The 19,017-nt window shown below is 29.8% G+C and carries 14 protein-coding genes; 7 read left to right on the top strand and 7 right to left on the bottom strand.

Going from position 1 to position 19,017, the window contains the following annotated elements; translation table 11 throughout:
- Positions 1 to 89 precede the first annotated feature (89 nt).
- The 3 genes from BQ5344_RS06385 to BQ5344_RS06375 all read right to left on the bottom strand — a co-directional run bounded on the left by BQ5344_RS06385 (position 90) and on the right by BQ5344_RS06375 (position 2,724).
- Positions 90 to 1,304 (bottom strand): saccharopine dehydrogenase family protein, encoded by a 1,215-nt coding sequence (locus tag BQ5344_RS06385; protein ID WP_071124627.1) that lies wholly within the window; start codon positions 1,302 to 1,304, stop codon positions 90 to 92.
- A gap of 288 nt (positions 1,305 to 1,592) precedes the next feature.
- Positions 1,593 to 2,225, bottom strand: coding sequence for a DUF421 domain-containing protein (locus BQ5344_RS06380; protein ID WP_071124626.1), 633 nt, complete (start codon positions 2,223 to 2,225; stop codon positions 1,593 to 1,595).
- 61 nt (positions 2,226 to 2,286) lie between these two features.
- Positions 2,287 to 2,724 carry a DUF3290 family protein gene (locus BQ5344_RS06375; protein WP_071124625.1) on the bottom strand — a complete coding sequence of 146 codons (438 nt, stop codon included), beginning with the start codon at positions 2,722 to 2,724 and terminating at the stop codon, positions 2,287 to 2,289.
- Between the two features lie 305 nt (positions 2,725 to 3,029).
- On the opposite strand from BQ5344_RS06375, the gene BQ5344_RS06370 reads away from it, so the two are divergent.
- Genes BQ5344_RS06370 through trmD form a run of 6 tightly spaced genes read left to right on the top strand, consistent with a single transcriptional unit; the run spans position 3,030 to position 8,821 of the window.
- Complete coding sequence (locus BQ5344_RS06370; RefSeq protein WP_407936216.1) at positions 3,030 to 5,312, top strand: peptidase U32 family protein; 2,283 nt, start codon at positions 3,030 to 3,032, stop codon at positions 5,310 to 5,312.
- A gap of 51 nt (positions 5,313 to 5,363) precedes the next feature.
- Complete coding sequence (locus tag BQ5344_RS06365) at positions 5,364 to 6,449, top strand: O-antigen ligase family protein (protein WP_071124624.1); 1,086 nt, start codon at positions 5,364 to 5,366, stop codon at positions 6,447 to 6,449.
- A 21-nt stretch (positions 6,450 to 6,470) separates the two neighbouring features.
- Positions 6,471 to 7,034 (top strand): RNA methyltransferase, encoded by a 564-nt coding sequence (locus BQ5344_RS06360; RefSeq protein WP_071124623.1) that lies wholly within the window; start codon positions 6,471 to 6,473, stop codon positions 7,032 to 7,034.
- Between the two features lie 36 nt (positions 7,035 to 7,070).
- Positions 7,071 to 7,487, top strand: coding sequence for a PTS-dependent dihydroxyacetone kinase phosphotransferase subunit DhaM (locus tag BQ5344_RS06355; RefSeq protein WP_071124622.1), 417 nt, complete (start codon positions 7,071 to 7,073; stop codon positions 7,485 to 7,487).
- Positions 7,488 to 7,511: 24 nt separating this feature from the next.
- Positions 7,512 to 8,021: a ribosome maturation factor RimM gene (rimM, locus tag BQ5344_RS06350; RefSeq protein ID WP_071124621.1), complete on the top strand. Its 510-nt coding sequence runs from the start codon at positions 7,512 to 7,514 to the stop codon at positions 8,019 to 8,021.
- A gap of 35 nt (positions 8,022 to 8,056) precedes the next feature.
- Positions 8,057 to 8,821, top strand: coding sequence for a tRNA (guanosine(37)-N1)-methyltransferase TrmD (trmD, locus tag BQ5344_RS06345; protein ID WP_071124620.1), 765 nt, complete (start codon positions 8,057 to 8,059; stop codon positions 8,819 to 8,821).
- A gap of 166 nt (positions 8,822 to 8,987) precedes the next feature.
- Here trmD and BQ5344_RS06340 read toward each other — a convergent pair whose 3' ends face one another.
- Both BQ5344_RS06340 and trpS read right to left on the bottom strand, forming a co-directional pair.
- Positions 8,988 to 15,038 (bottom strand): autotransporter-associated N-terminal domain-containing protein, encoded by a 6,051-nt coding sequence (locus tag BQ5344_RS06340; protein ID WP_071124619.1) that lies wholly within the window; start codon positions 15,036 to 15,038, stop codon positions 8,988 to 8,990.
- 544 nt (positions 15,039 to 15,582) lie between these two features.
- Entirely contained in the window at positions 15,583 to 16,557 is a 975-nt protein-coding gene (gene trpS / locus BQ5344_RS06335; protein WP_071124618.1) for a tryptophan--tRNA ligase, read from the bottom strand.
- A 290-nt stretch (positions 16,558 to 16,847) separates the two neighbouring features.
- Here trpS and BQ5344_RS06330 point away from each other — a divergent pair, with 290 nt between their 5' ends.
- A complete protein-coding gene (locus BQ5344_RS06330) occupies positions 16,848 to 17,792 on the top strand; it encodes an ROK family protein (RefSeq protein ID WP_036070866.1) in 945 nt (314 codons plus the stop codon).
- 199 nt (positions 17,793 to 17,991) lie between these two features.
- Here BQ5344_RS06330 and BQ5344_RS06325 read toward each other — a convergent pair whose 3' ends face one another.
- Positions 17,992 to 18,345, bottom strand: a complete 354-nt coding sequence (locus BQ5344_RS06325) for a PepSY domain-containing protein (protein WP_071125498.1) — start codon at positions 18,343 to 18,345, stop codon at positions 17,992 to 17,994.
- 31 nt (positions 18,346 to 18,376) lie between these two features.
- Positions 18,377 to 18,655: a PepSY domain-containing protein gene (locus BQ5344_RS06320; protein WP_036070863.1), complete on the bottom strand. Its 279-nt coding sequence runs from the start codon at positions 18,653 to 18,655 to the stop codon at positions 18,377 to 18,379.
- Positions 18,656 to 19,017 lie beyond the last annotated feature (362 nt).

Genomic DNA, 19,017 nt, shown 5'->3' with positions numbered 1-19,017 from the left:
ATAAAAAATCAAACTATCAAAAAATATGAGTTCTTATATCTTTCAATAGTTTGATTTAAAAAAATATTTTACTGCGAATATATTTTTTATTAGTCAACTAACGTTGGATTAAAATCTTCAACCCAAGGCAATCCAAACTTGTTTAACGCATCCATAAATGGATCTGGATTCATTTCTTCTACATTGAATACTCCTGGTTTTTTCCATTCTCCAGTAAGAACCATTGCAGCTCCAATCATCGCAGGCACTCCTGTCGTGTAAGAAATCGCTTGTGAGCTAACTTCTTTGTAACATTCCTGGTGATCACATACATTGTATACATAATAAGTTTTTTCTACACCGTCTTTTTTACCTCTGAAAATATTTCCAATGTTTGTCTTACCTTTTGTTCTAGGTCCAAGTGAAGCTGGATCAGGCAATACCGCTGTCAAAAATTGTAACGGAACAATTTGCTTTCCTTCAAATTCTATTGGCTCAATTGAAGTCATCCCAACATTTTCAAGCACTTTTAGATGAGTCAAGTAACTTTGCCCAAAAGTCATAAAGAATCTAATTCTTTTAATTCCTTTAATATTTACTGCAAGCGATTCTAATTCTTCGTGGTGTAATAAGTACATATCTTTTTCACCAATTTGCGGGAAATTATACACTCTTTTAATTTCCATTGGCTCTGTTTCTACCCATTTCCCATCTTCCCAGTAACTTCCATTAGCTGTAACTTCTCTAATATTAATTTCTGGATTAAAGTTTGTTGCAAATGGATAACCATGATCTCCAGCATTTGCATCAAGAATATCAATGTAATTTATTTCATCAAAATAATGCTTTTGTGCATACGCTGAAAACACTCCAGTAACTCCTGGATCAAATCCACTTCCTAAAATAGCAGTAATCCCAGCCTTTTCAAATTTTTCCTTATAAGCCCATTGCCATTTGTACTCAAACTTGGCTGTGTCCAAAGGCTCGTAATTTGCTGTATCCAAATAATCAGTCTTAGTTTCAAGACAGGCATCCATAATTGTCAAATCTTGATACGGTAAAGCCACATTTATTATAATATCAGGCTTATACTCATTAATCAATGCCACTAATTCAGGCACATTATTTGCATCTACCTTTGCAGTTTGAATTTCAATTCTTCCAGCATATTTACTTTTTTCAATTCTTTCCTTGATTTCATCACATTTTGCCTTTGTACGGCTGGCTATCATGATTGAACTAAATACTTCTGAATTTTGTGCACATTTGTGGCACACTACATTTGATACGCCTCCAGCTCCGATTACTAATGCTTTTTTTCCCATTAATTTTCCTCCTCAATATAAATTTATTCTTATAAAATATTATTTCCAAATCTTTTTGATCATTTATCTTTAATAATATTTTTCTGTCTTTCTTTGTCCATATTATACTGTAAAATTTTTATTCTGTAAATTACTTTTTTACTATTTTATAAATATTTCAACTTTTTAAGTTGAAACACAAAAATTATTGTATCTCTATATTTATTTGAACAAATTAAACATAAATAAAAAATACTCAGACAACAAATAACATAGCTGTTTGAGTATTTTTTCTAAATTTATTTTATATTATTTCTTCACAATAAAAAGTTTATCATCATTACTGTATTCCACCAGGAAAATATCATTAATATCTAAAACATTGTACTTTGCTAGTTCTTCCTTAAGCCATTCATCATTTTTTCCAATATGCACTAAGTTATCTTCCATTATTTTACCTTCGGAAACTAATAAATTTGAATAATTTTCATCGTTTTTCTGTATAACAATTAATTGTCCATTTGATTCCATAAATGCATCTTCAATCTCTGATACTTTGAAAATACCTTTTGTTCTTAATTTTGTATAGAAATCAGGAATGGAAAGAGTTGCCTGAGCAAAATTTTCTGTTAGCATTTTTCCACCTTTTATTAAGTATACAATTTGTCCATCTATCATTTTTTTTACATTTTTGTTTGAATTTTTTAGAAAATCTATTGTTGTCATTAACAGTCCCCATATTAACAGTACTATTAAAAACTGAACTATTGTTATGCTCGGATTGTAAATTACACCACCAATAATTCCCCCAAGAACATAGTTACCTATCTGATCTTCTGTTGAAGTTGGTGCCAGCTGGCTTCGTCCGTTTAAATTCATAAATACTACTAAAGCAATAAATCCGATTGTAAGTTTTATCGCCACAGGAATTATAAAATCCAAATTACATCATCTCACTTTCTTTATTATCTTTCCTTTTAAAAATAAGAAATTTCACTATTCTTTAAAATGTTTTAATTTCATCTACATAAGGAACTGTCATTTGTTCAACCAGAATATTATTGTCTACCCAATGAATCTGATAAAACTTATCCCTTATTTTATAAACTGTATGTTCTGTTATTTCGGGGGTATTTATAAAAATCTCATCTTCTCTAACTTTAAATTTTTCAGCTAATTTTTTAATAACACTTGCCGAATTTTTATAAACTTTTTCCTGATTATTTCTAGCCCTATAATTTTCAAAATGATATAAGCCAAACAGAAAAATAAACATTAATCCAAGCATGCTAAGCTGCTTATCTCTTAAAGAAATGCTTCCCTTAAACCATTTCCAAAATGCAAATAATACAAATGCAATTACTAAAATAATCATAATAAGAAAAAATTTATCAGTTATAATTTTTTTGTTCTCCAAATAAATAAAATTATAAAATTCCATATTTTGGTATTTTCTCCTTCCTTTTTATAGTTTAGTTGCTTTAATAATATCATTTTTTTATCCTAAAATAAAGAGTTTTATAAAAAAAATAATTTGAATTTCTAAATATGTTTCTAAATTTTATTCTTAAAATTTTCAAATTAGTGATTTTTATTGAAAGTTTATCAAGAAATGAGTATTAATAAATATTTTTTGTAATTTTCAAGTTTATTAAAAAATAAATTGGAAAAAAATACCAAATTTGCTATAATATATAAGATAAAACTTTTAGAAAAAATGGAGAGAAAATTAAATTGGAACAAGAAATGAATTTTGATAAAAAAGGAAAAATGAATATTTTGGCACCAGCTGGAAATTATGAAAAACTAGTTGCCGCTGTGAAAGCTGGAGCTAATGAAGTATTTTTTGGTCTGAAAGGATTTGGAGCGAGAAGAAATAATGAAAATCTGGCAATGCAGGAAGTATTCGACGGAATTGACTATGCTCATTCATGTGGCGTTAAGACACTTATGACTTTAAATACGATTTTGAAAGATAGTGAGATTAACAGCATGTACAACAACATTAAGAGAGTTTATGAACATGGGATTGATGCTGTTATTGTACAGGATTTAGGATTTGTGAAGTTTCTGAAGGAAAATTTCCCAGATTTAAAGATTCATGGAAGTACCCAGATGACTGTGGCAAATCATGTAGAAGCCAATAAATTAAAAGAATTAGGACTTACTCGTGTCTGCCTTGCAAGAGAACTTTCCTTTGAAGAAATAAAAAGCATTCGTGAAAAAACTGATATTGAGCTGGAAATCTTTGTATCAGGTTCACTTTGTATTTCTTATTCCGGAAATTGCTACATAAGCAGCTTTATTGGTGGAAGAAGCGGAAACCGTGGACTTTGTGCCTATTCCTGCCGTAAAAAGTTTACCGATGAAAATGGAGAAAGTGCTTATTTTTTAAGCCCTAATGACCAGTTATTGCAGGAAAAAGAAATCAATATGTTAAAAAATATTGGAATTGATGCGATAAAAGTTGAAGGACGAAAAAAATCAAGCGAGTACGTTTTCGAGACTGTAAGCTACTATGACAATATTTTAAAAGGCACTCCACGTCCGACGGAAAGTTATAAGCTGTTTAACCGTGGATATTCAAAAGGGTATTTTTATTTGGATAACAAACTTATGAACTTTAAATATTCTTCAAATTTTGGATATTTTCTTGGAGCAAGAATTGGAGAATCAAATAACTTTAAAATTGATGATGAATTAATTTTAGGAGATGGTGTTCAATTTGTAGATGAGAATTTTGAGCAGATTGGCGGAGAATATGTAAATAAAATTCGGATTATTGAAGCTGAAAAAAGTGAAAATTCTGAAAAGAAAAATAAAAAGCAAAATAGTCACAATGAAAGAGAAAAAGTCCAAAAAGCCAATAGATTTGATATTGTTTCAATCGGAAAATTACCAAAAGGAACAAAATATATTTACAAAAATTATTCTAAAGAAATTAACGACAGAATTATCCATAATATAAAAGTTTCCAAAAGATATGCCGCTGTTAATGCGACATTATTTGCAAAAAAAGGGCAGGAAATCGAACTTACGCTGGAAATTGAAAATTTGAAAAACGAGATAATTTCTGTGACAAAGAAAGGAAATCTTATTGAACAAGATGCCAAAAAATTGATTACAAAAGAGCAAATCGCAGAGAAAATTGGCGAACTTGGAGATACGACTTTTGAACTTGGTAAAATTCAGATTAATTATGATGGAACTTCGTTCATTCCTTTTAGTGAACTAAAAAATCTCAAAAGAGAATGTGTTTCAGAACTTTTGGAAAAATTGCTTGACTCTTACAAAAGAACTGCTATTGAGCGAAAAAAATATAATTTTGAAACAATTAATCTGGAAAATAAAAAATCTAAAGATAGTAAAAAACCTGTTATTTCAGCACTTGTTACAAATGATGAGCAGGAAAACGCCTGCCGTGAAATGGGAATAACAAAAATTTACCGAAAACAGTTTGATGTTGCAAAGGAAAAGAATTTGTCAAAAACAGATAAGATAAAAACAGGTACAAACCTAGTTTCCAATCTTTATCAGGCAATTATGGGAGAAAAAACTGGAACAAAAGGACAAACGCTGGACTGGAACTTAAATGTTTTCAATAATCATACAATTGATATGTTTTCTACTTTCAATAATCTTGAAACAGTATTTTTATCGCCAGAATTAAGTTATCGGCAATTAAAAAACATAAAATCTGACAAACTGAAAAAAGGGCTTGTGATTTACGGTTACCTAAAAGGAATGTATATCGAACATAAAATTTTTGATAAGGAATACAAGGAACTGGAAGGAGAATTTTATGACAAGTACAAAATTGTAAAAAATGAACTCGATAATATTGAGCTCTATCTAGATAAGCCAATGAATCTGATACCAAGGCTGGATGATATTTATGAACTGAATTTAGATGAATTGAGGCTAGATTTCACATTTGAAACAGCAACGGAAGTGAAAAAAATTATTAAAAGCATTGATACAAAAAGTGGAAAATATACTCCTTATGCCTTTGAGCAGGGAGTATTATAAAAAAATTTAAAATTTAGTTTTACTATGTTATTATAACTATAAGGAGGAAACTTGGATACAAAAAATCAGAAGTATCTAGAAAAATTGTATTTACTTTTAGGTGCTTCAATTTTTATACATTATGCTTTAGTTATCCTATTTAGCATTCTAATATTAATAAATATATTTATAACTGGAGAATATAAAAAAATATTTAAGGACAAGTCGCTCATTACAGTAGGAATTGTTTTGGGATTTTCACTTATAACTTCCGCATTTTATAAAAATATTTTAGGTTTAATGGCAATTCCCATATTTTTATGTATTATAGTTGGGCGTTATTATACGTTAATTGTTGATGTAGAATTCAAAAAAAATAATTTGGAATGGATGGCAAAATTTTCGGGAATTTCGCTTTTAGTTGGGTTAGGAGAATTTTTATTCACACATAACAGAATCGGATACTTTGCGTACTTTAATCCAAATTATTTAGGAAGCATTATGATGATGTCAGCAATCATAAATTTATATTTTACTTTTGAAAAAAAATCAAAAATTAATTTTGCTGTATTTTTAATGAATATTCTGACAATACTGCTTACTGGTTCAAGATCTTCGTTAATTGCAGTTGTTTTAGGAATATTCGCATTATTTTTCTACTTTTTACGAAGAAGATATTTTGCTGGATGTATTTTAATTCTTTTATCATATATTTTGGGAGTAGTTTCAGGCGTTTTCCCATTCTTGCGTGAAAGTACGTTAATAGAATATTTCTGGCTAAGAGTCGAAATTATTGATATGGCGTTTAGAATTTTTAAAAAAACCAATATCCTGTATGGACACGGAAACTTTTTTTACTACAAATTTACCAATTATGTGTATCCACATTCACATAATGCACTTGTAGAACTGCTTTTAAGTTACGGACTAATTGGAACAATAGCATTATTTGCTGTGTTTTTACGCTACTTGTATGATATTTTGAAAAATGACAGAAATAATGTATTAAAAATTGCTCTAATTGCTGGAATTGTAGTACACAATTTTACCGATTTTGCAATTTTTTGGGTACAAACTGTACTGCTATTTATTATGGCTTTAGCTTATAAGGAGCAAAATGAACAGATACGTGGCTACAGGCAGAGACGAAATAAATAAAAAACTGAAAGGAATATCAAAATGAGAGATAACATATATGTGGGGCTTGTCCACTACCCTGTTTACAACAGAAATAACGATGTTGTGGCAACTTCTGTCACAAACTTTGATATACACGATATTTCTAGGACTTGCAGAACTTACGATATAAAAAAATATTTCATTATAACTCCAGTTGATGCCCAGAAAGAGCTGACTGGCAGAATTATCGGATACTGGACTGAAGGAAATGGGATAGAATTTAACAAAAATAGAAACGAAGCCTTTGAAAATACAGAACTTGAAGATTCTGTCCAAAGTGCTATAAAAACAATTGAAAAAATTGAAGGAAAAAAACCAAAAATTATTACAACTTCAGCAAAAATTTTCCCAAATACTGTTGGATATGCTGATTTAGGCAAAGAAATCATCGAAGACGATACTCCGTATTTAATTTTATTTGGAACAGGATGGGGCCTTACAAATGAAATTATGGATTTATCCTATAAAATTCTGGAGCCTATCCGTGGGAATACCAGATATAATCATTTGTGTGTCAGAAGTGCTGTTTCAATAATTTTAGACAGATTACTGGGAGAAAACTAAAAATATAACCATAATATGAAAGGACATAAATAAAAAATGAAAGAAAATAATCATAACTTAGTAGGAATCGTGGTAGTTAGCCACAGTAACACGCTTGCACAGGAAATTATTAATTTTGTAAAAGTATTTAAGCAGGAAGACTTTGCATTGGAAAATGGTGGAAATGCAAGCAGGGAAGTTTACGGAACAAATGTCGAAAATGTCAAGGAAGCAATAATCCGTGCTGATAGCGGTGCTGGAGTACTTGTTTTCGTAGATATGGGAAGTTCTGTATTTAATGCAGCTAAGGCAATAAAAGAGCTGGAAGGACAAGTTGAAGCAAAAATTGCAGATGCTCCATTAGTGGAAGGAGTAATTTCAGCAGTTGCAGCCAACTTCGATGAAATAGATCTGGATGAATTAAAAATGATTGCAGAAGACAGTAGAAAGTTTACAAAATTGAAAAAAATTTAAGAAAGCGAGAAATTTAATTAAAAAATGGAAAATTTAATAAATATAGGAACAATTGTCGGAACACACCATTTACGTGGAAGTGTTAAAATCAATTCAATTTTTGAAAACATTGAACTTATTGAAAATGAACGTGTTCTTCTTGAAAAAGATGACAAAAAAAAATTATTTGTTGTAAAAAATGTGAAAAGGCTAAATGATAAAAAAGCAATTTTGGACTTTGAAGGGATTGACAATATTGATGCCGCAAAGGAACTAAATGGCTATAAAGTTAAAATCCGTCGTGACTTACTGCCTGAAAGAAATGAAGAGGAGTTTTATGTAAAAGACTTGTTTGGAATAGAAGTATTTTCTGAAAATGAAAAAATTGGAGAAGTTGTGGATGTAATGGAAACTGCTGCACATAATATTTTAATTATTGAGGATATTGTAACAAAAAAAGAAATAATGATTCCATTAATTGATGAATTTGTAACAAAAATCGATTTTCCAAGTAACAGAATCGAAGTAACTCTAATTGATGGAATGAGAGAATAAATAGAATTTGAAACTAAACGCAAGAGGTAAAATCAATGAAATTTAACGTACTTACACTATTTCCAGAATTATTTGAACAATATTTATCCCAAACTATACTAAAAAGAGCAACCGAAAGAGATATTATCGACTTTAACATCGTAAACATAAGGGATTATGCTAGAAATAAACACAGCCAGATGGACGACATCCCTTTTGGTGGCGGTGCTGGAATGGTTTTAAAGCCAGAAGCCTACTGGAACTTCTTTTATGAAAACTACGAGTTTTATAACAACGAAAATAATGAAAATTCAAAAAAACCTTATGTAATCTTTTTATCTCCACAAGGAAAACAGCTGACTCATAAAAAAGTTACTGAACTTTCAGAAAAAGATGAAATTGTACTTATTTCAGGGCGTTACGAAGGACTAGATCAAAGAGTAATTGATAAATTTGTGGATGAAGAAATTTCCATTGGAGATTATGTCCTAAGCAGCGGCGATTTGCCTTCACTTGTAATTATGGACTCTGTTATTCGTATAAAGGAAGGTGTAATAAAAAAAGAATCCTTTGAAACCGACTCTTTCTATAACGGACTTTTAGGCTTTCCGCAATACACAAGGCCCGTAGAAATTGACGGATACACTGTTCCAGAAGTCCTACGAAGCGGCAATCACGCTAAAATAGATGAATACCGGCAATTTCATTCGATTGAGAAAACTATAAATAATAGGATGGATTTGTTTGAGAAAAAGTTGGAAAATATTGATGAGGATTTGGAATTTAAGAAGATTTATAAAAAATATTTAAAAAATAAATAGAATATTTGAAAAAATCGGAAGACTATATGAAAATATTATCCTCCGATTTTATAATAAAACTACTTTAAAATAGAACTCAAAAATTATAACTATTTTACTCAAACTCTAAATTTGTATAATTTTTAATAGTTTAATTTTAAATAGGTTTGAATATATTTTAGAAATTTTAGTAAATTGCTCTAAATCCAATTCCACTTCTTACATTTTTACCTTTAGTGTCATATCCAGCAGTTATAGTAACTCCAAATCTTGTATTGTCAAATCCAATATTCAAGTCAAACTTACCGTTTCCACGTCTATCTTCTTTTTCTTTCTCTAAGTTATACCATCCAGCTGTTGTATATCCTACTCTTGCCTGATTTTCACTTTGAAGTTTTCCAAGTTCATTTTCGTATGCTGCTATTAATCCTAATGATAGATTAGTTTTTATTGCTAGTGGCTGAATATATTTAAATTCCATCCCAACTTCAGGTTTTACTGAAATGTAATCATTTCCTTTAACTTCCAATCTTATCTGCCCATTTCTTTCTTTTATATCATTAAATTTACCATATTCTATTTTTACTGCTCCGTAGGGACGTAAGTAGGTTTTTTCATTTATTCTTATATCATAGCCCACCTTATTTTTAAGAGCCGCACCATAAGAATAATAAGTGGATTTTGCTTCAAAAATATCATCTACTACCAAAAATCTACGTTTCATACTATTTACCCCAGCAAATATATCTCCTGAAACTGTCCATTGTAATGCACCGTTATAGTCTTTTTTTGGCGATACTGTCTTGAATACACCAACTTTAAACATAGTTTGAGCTTCTTTTGATTTTCCAATATCTTTAAACTTAAATCTATTTGTTACAGCTCCAGCATACCATCCACTTGAATTACCCAACCTAATTTTTTCATTTTCGTGGACATAAGCTACACCATAGGCATTGTTTCTGTAATTAATAATTCCTGCAGTATCAGTATTGTACTCATCTTTTGTTCCAAATGTTTTTATTTTATTAGACTTCTTAGTTGCTGTATTCCAATCCTTAAACAAATTAGAAATCTCTTTATCAATTAACTTTCCTGTTCCGTGTGTTCTTTGCTGAATATTTGCATATTGGTGTCCTATCATTTCGTCAAATGCCTGTGTTAGTAATAAGCTCTCATTTTTTCCAATGTTATTTAATTTATCAAATAACACCTTTTCCTTTGAACTAAGAGTATTCATACTATATCTTTGTTCTAAACCATCTGAGAAATTATACACATTTCTGTCTTTAGCAAAAGAAGTATAAGGTACTTTTACTAAATAAACGGATTTTAATTGTTCTCCATCTAAATCAGTTTGAATCGTCCCCATCCACGTTAATGAGCTTGAGTAAACATGCCATTTTTTTATTTGAGTATTTGACAAAATTGCATAATTATATGGCTCTAATATATTCTCTTTGATTTTTATAGCTCTAGAATTTGTATATTTTGTAGCTTCTGTTCCGATTATTAAGTCAACCTCCACTTCATCAGAAAGATTATTCAAGCCTTGAATCGGATTTGTATATCTTATACCAGAAGTGTCTATATACATCCCAATTTTACTAATACTTGCATTCGAACTTTGGTTTTTATTTTCTGTGTCTGTAACTGTTGTAACCGAATTTCCGTCTTTAATTATTTTTGTATCAGATGATTTAATATCCACATCAATTTCAACTGGATTTATAACTTTTCCATTAATTTTTATTTCTGGTATGCTATCTCCAGATAAAGATACGATTTCAACACTTCCATCCGCCAATTCCTTTCCTGTTTTTGGCAAATGTGATGTTTGGATTCTAGTTTCAGCCGTAATCCTTGAACTTCCTTCCTGTTCAACTGTTTCCAAAGGTGAAGAATATTCTTCTAACACTCCGTCTTTCTTTAATAATACTCCAACTCCTGATTTTGGAAGAATAGTAATTGTTCCATAATTTTTAAAGATTGCTCTATTTGTTGCAACTGCTCCAATAGCTCCTACTGCATCCGCTGTTGCTGTAATTATTCCATTGTTAATTCCAATTGCTTCCTGATCTAGGAACATACCTATAGAATTTTTTCCTGATAAGTTAATTTCTCCGTTGTTAATTGCAACTGAACCTCTCCCAACAGCATACATTCCAATCCCATTTTTTCCTGTAACTTCAATTTTTCCTGTATTTGTATTTTCAATTTTTCCTGTGTAAATAGAAACATTATTATCTCTCTCATAATATCCCGCAGCCATTCCAATTGAATAAAGTTTTTCTTGACTTTTTGATTCTCCAACTTTTATGGTTGAAAAATTGTTTACACTCTGATGCCCTATGCTATAAACTCCAACATTTCCTACTCCTTGTGTTAAATCTATTTCAGCTTTATTTGAAGCAGTTCCTGCTGTATAAATTCCATAATTTTGATTTCCTATTGTTTTTATTTTTGTATTATTTATAATATTTCCTGTTGCTTTTTCAGAATATAAAAATATATTGCGATTTCTTAAAGAAACATTTTGAGTATTAGAAATTATTTGGTTATTATTTCCTGTATCGATAAATCCAAAAGAATTATCCTCAAGATTAAGTATAGATAAATTATTATTCACACTTTGATTATCACCTTTTATAAGCACACCTTTTGCTTCATCTGTTCCAACTGATAATTTTCCTTGCAAATTCAAGCTGCCATTAAGAGAATAAATTCCTGTTCCAGATTTTCCAACTGAAATATCAGAAGTATTAGAAGTATTCACAGAAGAACCATAAATTCCTAATGATTTATCTCCAGCAGTTATAATTCCCTCATTTTCTATCGTGCTATTTTTATTGTTTGTATAAATCGCTATTATAGGATTATTTGTAAAAACAGAAGAACCTGCTGATATTTTTCCACGATTTTTAATATTGTAATTTCCATTACCAGAAGCATACATTCCAACTGAATGTTCTCCTGTTAATTCAATTACTCCTGTTGTCTCATTTATGATTTCCTTAGAGCCGTGTGGACTTTCAAAATTCATTCCAATTGTATTTTTAGAATTCGAGAGTATTTTACTATTATTGTATATTCCACCTGTTAAAGCTGTATTTGCTCCCGTTGTATCTGCTCTATAGAACATTCCACTTGAACTTTCTCCTAAAGTTATCAATCCATTGTTATAAGCTTTTCCAGCAGTTGTTCCCCTATTGTCTTCCGCTAAATAAACTGCTACTGAATTTTTTCCAACCGAAATATCTCCATTATTTGTTATTTCACTTCTTTTTCCATAAATTCCTACAGATTCTTCCCCTGTCAATCTGACTTTATTATTATTTATTAATGTAACTTTAGATGCTGGATTACTACCGTTGTTTTCTTGAGCTATACCCAATTGTCTAATTTTACTTCCTATAATATTTTTGGAATTTGTAATAGAGGAACTAAGAATTTCTAGAGTGTTATAAGAATCAGAAGGATCGTCAAGATTAATATCCTGATCCAATTCTAAAAAACTGTTTACCATTGCCGCAGAAATATAATCACTTCCTGTAATTTCAATTGGTCCCGATGCTGTTAAGTTTGTTGGAACACTTGATAATGTTAAATTACCATTTGCAAGAAACATTACCCGTCCTCCAGTTTCCATATTCAATTTTAATTTGCTATTATTATTATGAGTAAAATTATTAGCATACCAAGAAGCAAAATTAAAAGTTCCAATAGGAGCATTCGCTAAATCATAATAAAATGCTGTTCCTCCCTTTTTTATATTTGCTGTTACATCTCTATCGAAGATAATTTCTCCTCCAGGCGTAGAAGGCGTATACGCAGTATAAAACGTAAGAGAATCTTTCCCTGTATTTAATACAACATCATTTTTTAACCTTACTTCCCCCCCTTTATTAGCAAATATATTAAAGGCACCATCAGTCGCTGTAATTTCAGCCTTAGATATTTCTATTTTTGAAGTGTTTAAATAGTTGGCATTATCTCCTCTATTTTCAGCAAACAGTCCTACTGACTTAGGCTTTGAAACTTTAATTTTTGTAGTTTCCTCAGATTCAATTACACCACCCTGATTTGCATACATTCCAGCAGAACCTTTATTGCTTTCTGTTGTACTTCCATCAAATGTAATTTGTGCATGATTTTCAATTTTTCCATCTTTTGTGGCAACCAATGCCCTTACTCTATCTCCAGAAATAGTAACTTTCCCTTTATTTTCAACTTCACTTCCAGCAGAACTTACAATTCCAGTGGCATTTTTACTCTCTCCATTTGCACTTTCCTTAATTGTGATTACACCTTCATTAACCATTCCAGTGCTTGCCTGAATATTAAGTCCAACATTTCCATCTCCACCCTCTATTGTTAATTCTTCGTTATCACCATCTTTTGAAAATTTAATACCATTTTGTTTATTAATTCTTAAAAGTGTATTATTTGTACCGTCAATAGATTTCAATTTAAAATTTTTAAATACCATTAATCCACTTTGAGCAGTAGTTCCATTTCCAATTTGTATACCAGTATTAGATTGTCCATATAATTCAACATTAAAGAAAGATTTTTCTAAATTTCCATCAACAGTTGCCTCAAATAAACTTCCTCTTGACAATCTGCTAAATTGAAATCCGCTAGATCTTTTACCTTGTACAACAATAGGATTATTTAACTTAAATATAGAAATTGGATGCTGACTATTTGAAATTGCAGATGAAATTCTTACACCAGCATTACCTATTCCGCTTAATGTTATATTTTTATTATTTTCAAATATGTAATGACTTAAAGTATTCGTAAAACTATTAATTACATTGGAATTAGTACCGTCAACCAATATATCTCCATTATTTATAAAACGAGAAACAGCGGTATTGTTTTGAAAATTAAAAAAGCTTGCTATGGAACCATTTAATTTAGTAGATTTTATAAGTCCTTCATTTGTAAATTTTATGGCTTTATTACTAGCCCCTAAATTTTGAAAAGAAACAGCAGTAGTATTTATAGAATCTGAAACAATTGTCGACCCTTCTTTTAAAGTTGCAGTAGTAATTCCATTTGGGCTTCCATTCAATGCAATAATGCTAAATGTATTTCTATATTTTCTGCTTGCATTGAGAGGATCTGTAAGTTCACCTTGAATAGTTCCTGAAGAAATAATATCCATATTTTCTATTTTAAAGTCATGACCTCCTCCTAGTCGTACTCCCATAGGTCCATAATCTTCAAGATATTTAAATTTTTTGTTAAAATTATTACTATAATTAAAAATTTCAGTATGGCCAGCCCCCTCTATTCCAGTAAAAGTTGTATTATCTGATTTTATAGTAAATTCATTAGTATTATTATGCAACATTTCTATTTTCCCATTTCCACTTGTTCCTGTAATATGAGTTTGAGAAATAGGACCTGTAGTATCTAAAGCATTTATTCCTGCAATCAAATTTGGACTTTGTCCTCGCTCATTTCTAATAGCGGCGTAGTCAAAATAACTAACATTATAATAAAGTCTTATAGTCCAAGTATTTGTATCGGGAATTACTGGAGGTGGAACTACTTCCACATCGCCATCTGGCACTTCAAATGCGGATAGTTCAGGATTTTGAAAATCGATTCCAGGTTTTGAGGCAAGAACTAATGGCTCAATTCTTGCAATTTTTCTTGGATTTACATTTGCTGATACTTCCCATTCAAGAGAAGGTTCTTGTATTTCTTTTATTTCAGTAGTTCCATATAAAGTTCCTCTTAAATTTGAAGTAATTAAATTATATTTGCTACTTAAAGGGGAAGAATTTCTGTTAAAAATATCTTTATCTCTTGTAAAAATTCTATCGTACCTTTCTGATTTATTACCTTTCCCTTTGTAAGTTCCTCTCCAATCATTATATTGATAACCGCCTCCAAATTGCCAGGAACTCCAATTAGACTTTATAATATGATCTCCTTGTTCCATCAATTGAATGAGTTCAAGATTTGATTGTTTTATTAATTTTATATTTTCATTTTTTGCTGTTGTAAATTGTTTTTTAAAATTTATAACCGATGTGTTGATGTGCTTTATTTGATTTTGTATTGCTGTATCACTCGTTTGTGCAGAAAGTAAATTGTTTTTCATTTCTACTGCACCTGTTAATAAAAATGTTACTAAAACTCTATCTGTATATTTAAAATCCTTTACTCGTTTTGCAAAAGATTTTAAATCTTTTTTTAATTTATATAAATTTTTGGTCATTTTTACTCTCCCATTTTTTATTATCCTATCTTTACATATTATTACAAAAAAAACAGGAAAAGTAAAGTATTTTTTCAAAAAAATAATCATATTTTCATAAAAATCTAAATATTTAAAAATATTTTACTTCATATTAAAAGAAAAAAGGAACTCCTAAATTTAGAAATTCCTATCTTTGCTAAAATATTCTATAATTAAACGCCAAATTAGAAATTAAAATCATAAATACTAGATGAAGTATATAAATTATAAATAACATTAGAAAACTATCTTATCTTCTAAATTTGTTATTTTTTTCATTTTTTGATACCTCCATTTTTTTACTCTATAAAACTTACTTTGAAAATAAACTAAAAAATTGTAATCTGTTCAAACTACTAAATTCTTTAATTATTATAAAATTAATATTAGACTCAAAAACTATAAATCTAAAAAAGACATTAAAAAATCTCTAGAATATCTACTCCTATTTCTCACCTTTTTCATATATTCAAAGAAAAATTTTTTATATTTTATATAATGTATCATATTTTGTTAAAAATTTTTAATAATTTTTCTTCAAAAGCCCCACTATATCTCTAACTTCATCCATCTTCTCAGTTGCAATGCTTCTAGCCTTATTTGCACCTTCTCGCAAAATTTGGTATACATAGTCCATATTATTTTCCAGTTCTTCTCTTTTTTTCTGGAATGGAGAAAAATAATCCATGAATTTATCAAACAATTCATTTTTAGCGTGTCCGTATCCAAAGTTTCCAGCCCTGAATTTTTCCTTCAGCGCTTCCACTTCCGTTTCTGTTGCAAAAAGAGCATATAATTTTGTAATGTTGTTATCAGGATCTTTTGGTTCTTCTAAAGGCGTTGAATCGGTTACAATGCTCATTATTTGTTTTTTCAAGGCTTTTTTTGAACCAAACATATTTATTACATTCCCATAGGACTTGCTCATTTTATCACCATCTGTTCCTGGCACAGTTGCTACATTTTCAACGATTTTTTCTTTTGGCAATTTAAACACTTCTTTGCCGTAAGTTTCATTAAATTTAGTTGCAATATCACGAGTCATTTCCAAATGCTGTTTCTGATCCTTTCCAACAGGCACAATATCTGGCGAATACATTAAAATATCAGCAGCCATAAGTATTGGATAAGTAAAAAGCCCCACATTTGGCTTAATTCCCTTCGCAACTTTGTCCTTATATGAATGAGCCCTTTCTAATAGCCCCATTGGAGCAATATTCGACAAAATCCAAGATAATTCGGCATGTTCAGGCACATCTGACTGCAAAAACAGCGTTGATTTATCAGGATTCAGTCCCAAAGCCAAATAATCCAAAATTACACCAATCGTATTAGCCTTCAAATCCTCTCCTTTTGGTGAAGACGTCAAAGCATGATAATTTGCCAAAAAATAAAATCCTTCATATTCATCTTGCAACTCTACAAACTGCTTAATAGCCCCAAAATAATTTCCAATATGTAAAATCCCGCTGGGTTGTATTCCCGATAAACTTCTCATAAAAACCTCCATAATTCTGTATTATTAAATTTGTCCAATAACTTAATTTTTATTCTATAATTTTTTAAAATACCACTACCTCTCCACAAGTATTCCACTTAAAAATTAGATTATTAAACAGACTCTTTTTCTTTAAAAAACATATTTACATTATATCATTAAAAAAAAATTTTGTAAATTATTGAAAAAGTTGAAGAAATAAGGTAAACTTATATTGATCTAATAATTAATTTTAAAGATGTTTTGCTATGTGTTGTGTAAATAAAATAAAATTAGACTTAGGAGGAGATATGAAATATTATGTAGGAATTGACTTGGGAGGAACTAACACAAAAATTGGACTTGTTGATGAACAAGGAAATATTATTTTTACTACTATTGTAAAAACTGATTCAATGGAAGGTTTTTCTGAAACAATTCAAAGATTATCAAAAATTTTGATTACTCAAATTGAAGGAAGTAATATTAATTTTGATGACGTTGTTTCAGTCGGTGTTGGAGTGCCAGGACCTGTGTTAAATTCTAGAGTTGTTAAGTTTTGGGCAAATTTCCCTTGGAAACACGGAGTAGATTTGGCATTGGAATTTGAAAAAAATCTTGGCAAACCAGTAAAAGCTGATAATGATGTTAATGTAATTACACTTGGAGAAATGTGGAAAGGTTCTGCACAAGGATATAAAAATGTATTAGGGCTTGCTGTAGGAACTGGAATTGGTGGCGGAATTATTGTCGATGGAAAACTTGTAAGTGGAGAACACGGAGCAGGTGGAGAAGTTGGACATATTAAAATTGAGCCAAACGGAAAATTATGTGGATGTGGGCAAAAAGGATGCTGGGAAGCCTATGCTTCTGCTACAGGAATAATTCGTGAAGCAAAAAGCCGTCTTGCAGTAAATAGACAAAACTTGCTTTATGAAATGACAAAAGGTAGAGATTTGGAAGCAAAGGATGTATTTGATGCTGCTAAAAAAGGAGACGCATTTTCAATTGACATTGTAGACTATGAGGCAGAAAAATTAGCATTGGGAATCGGAAATTTACTTAGCATATTAGATCCTGAAATCGTAGTAGTTGGTGGGGGAGTTGCACTTGCTGGAGATTTTCTGTTTGATCGTGTAAAAGAAAAATTAAAAGACGTGGCGTTCCCATCAATTTTGGAAAATTTAAAAATTGTTGCAGCAACTCTTGGTAATGATGCAGGAATTTTAGGTGCTGCTTATCTTGGAATGATGTAATTTACAAACAAATAATACCGGTGCTAAGACTATTTTAAAAAACAAAACTTATATTTTATTTATTTTCTGATAACAAGAACTGTTTTTTTTAAGATCTTATACTAAATTTGTTATTTTATTTAACAATAGTATAGAATTTAAACATATTAAAAAGACTATATAGATTATTATTAATTTTCCATATAGTCTTTCTTTTTATTTATCTTTTTTCAAATTTTATAATTGAACCGCTGCTAGCATCAATATCAAATTCGTATCTTAGCTTATTTGCAATAAATTCTATTACATAAACAGCTTTTCCACTTTTATTATCTAGCTTTATCTGTTTAAAATTGGCAGCCGATTCTGAAACACCAGCATGTGCCAATGCAATTTCTTTTGCTCTATTTGGTGTTATTTGTGCATCAGAAGTTTTTATGCTTACCATTGGTACTAATTTTATATCATTTTTAGCCATACCACTAATTTCTTTCGCCATCAAATTGACGGAAAGAAGAAATATTATTAAAGTAATTCTATTATTAAATACTCTTTTTTTAATTTTATTTATCATCTTTTTTTCTCCATAACTCTTTTTTAAATTCTTATTTTTTTTCTTCACTCCAATTAATTATTTTCCCATTATAAACATCAATTTCAAAGTTATAAGCAACACCTCTATAAATAATTTGTCCTTTATAGAAATTATTATTTTCTGAATTAAATTCAAGAACATTTGCAAATGTTGCTCCAGGGACTTTAGCTAAGGCTATTTGCTTGGCTTTAATTGCAGTTATTTTTTTCCTTTCTTTATTCGCAGCTACCACTAACGAACAGATGATTAACATTCCGAATAATGTAATCTTTAAAAAATTTCTCTTCATAGCTTATCATCCCTTTCCTTGTAATTATGTCTATTATTTATTATCTATAACCTAACTTTTTTCTTCAATAATTTTAATAATATACAATTACTTAATAAATTTCTCCTTTCTTCTAAATCTAATTTTTTCATTTTTCACATATGCATTTTTATAAAATGCTATTTTTTACTCGAGTAATAGTTTGGTATTAATGTTGAGCTAATGTACCATCCTTTCTGACAATTTAATAATACCATACAAACATTAAAGAAAAATGAGAACTTTTAAATTTTTTTCATTTTTTGAAATTTTTTTAGTTTTTGTATATTATTTTGTGTTAAAAGTCCAGTTATAGAGTGCTTTTTTAATTAATCAGAATGTTG

Origin of the sequence: Leptotrichia massiliensis, from assembly GCF_900104625.1 — a bacterium.
Taxonomy (GTDB): Bacteria; Fusobacteriota; Fusobacteriia; order Fusobacteriales; family Leptotrichiaceae; genus Leptotrichia; species Leptotrichia massiliensis.
This window is presented reverse-complemented; position numbering and strand designations above follow the sequence as displayed.

Bases quoted from the DNA above. Each gene is read 5' to 3' on its own strand.
- BQ5344_RS06360 (WP_071124623.1), top strand. From the start codon at position 6,471: ATGAGAGATAACATATATGTGGGGCTTGTCCACTACCCTGTTTACAAC.
- BQ5344_RS06325 (WP_071125498.1), bottom strand. From the start codon at position 18,345: ATGATAAATAAAATTAAAAAAAGAGTATTTAATAATAGAATTACTTTA.
- BQ5344_RS06370 (WP_407936216.1), top strand. From the start codon at position 3,030: ATGAATTTTGATAAAAAAGGAAAAATGAATATTTTGGCACCAGCTGGA.
- rimM (WP_071124621.1), top strand. From the start codon at position 7,512: ATGGAAAATTTAATAAATATAGGAACAATTGTCGGAACACACCATTTA.
- BQ5344_RS06385 (WP_071124627.1), bottom strand. From the start codon at position 1,304: ATGGGAAAAAAAGCATTAGTAATCGGAGCTGGAGGCGTATCAAATGTA.
- BQ5344_RS06340 (WP_071124619.1), bottom strand. From the start codon at position 15,038: ATGACCAAAAATTTATATAAATTAAAAAAAGATTTAAAATCTTTTGCA.
- BQ5344_RS06320 (WP_036070863.1), bottom strand. From the start codon at position 18,655: ATGAAGAGAAATTTTTTAAAGATTACATTATTCGGAATGTTAATCATC.
- BQ5344_RS06355 (WP_071124622.1), top strand. From the start codon at position 7,071: ATGAAAGAAAATAATCATAACTTAGTAGGAATCGTGGTAGTTAGCCAC.
- BQ5344_RS06375 (WP_071124625.1), bottom strand. From the start codon at position 2,724: ATGGAATTTTATAATTTTATTTATTTGGAGAACAAAAAAATTATAACT.
- BQ5344_RS06330 (WP_036070866.1), top strand. From the start codon at position 16,848: ATGAAATATTATGTAGGAATTGACTTGGGAGGAACTAACACAAAAATT.
- trmD (WP_071124620.1), top strand. From the start codon at position 8,057: ATGAAATTTAACGTACTTACACTATTTCCAGAATTATTTGAACAATAT.
- trpS (WP_071124618.1), bottom strand. From the start codon at position 16,557: ATGAGAAGTTTATCGGGAATACAACCCAGCGGGATTTTACATATTGGA.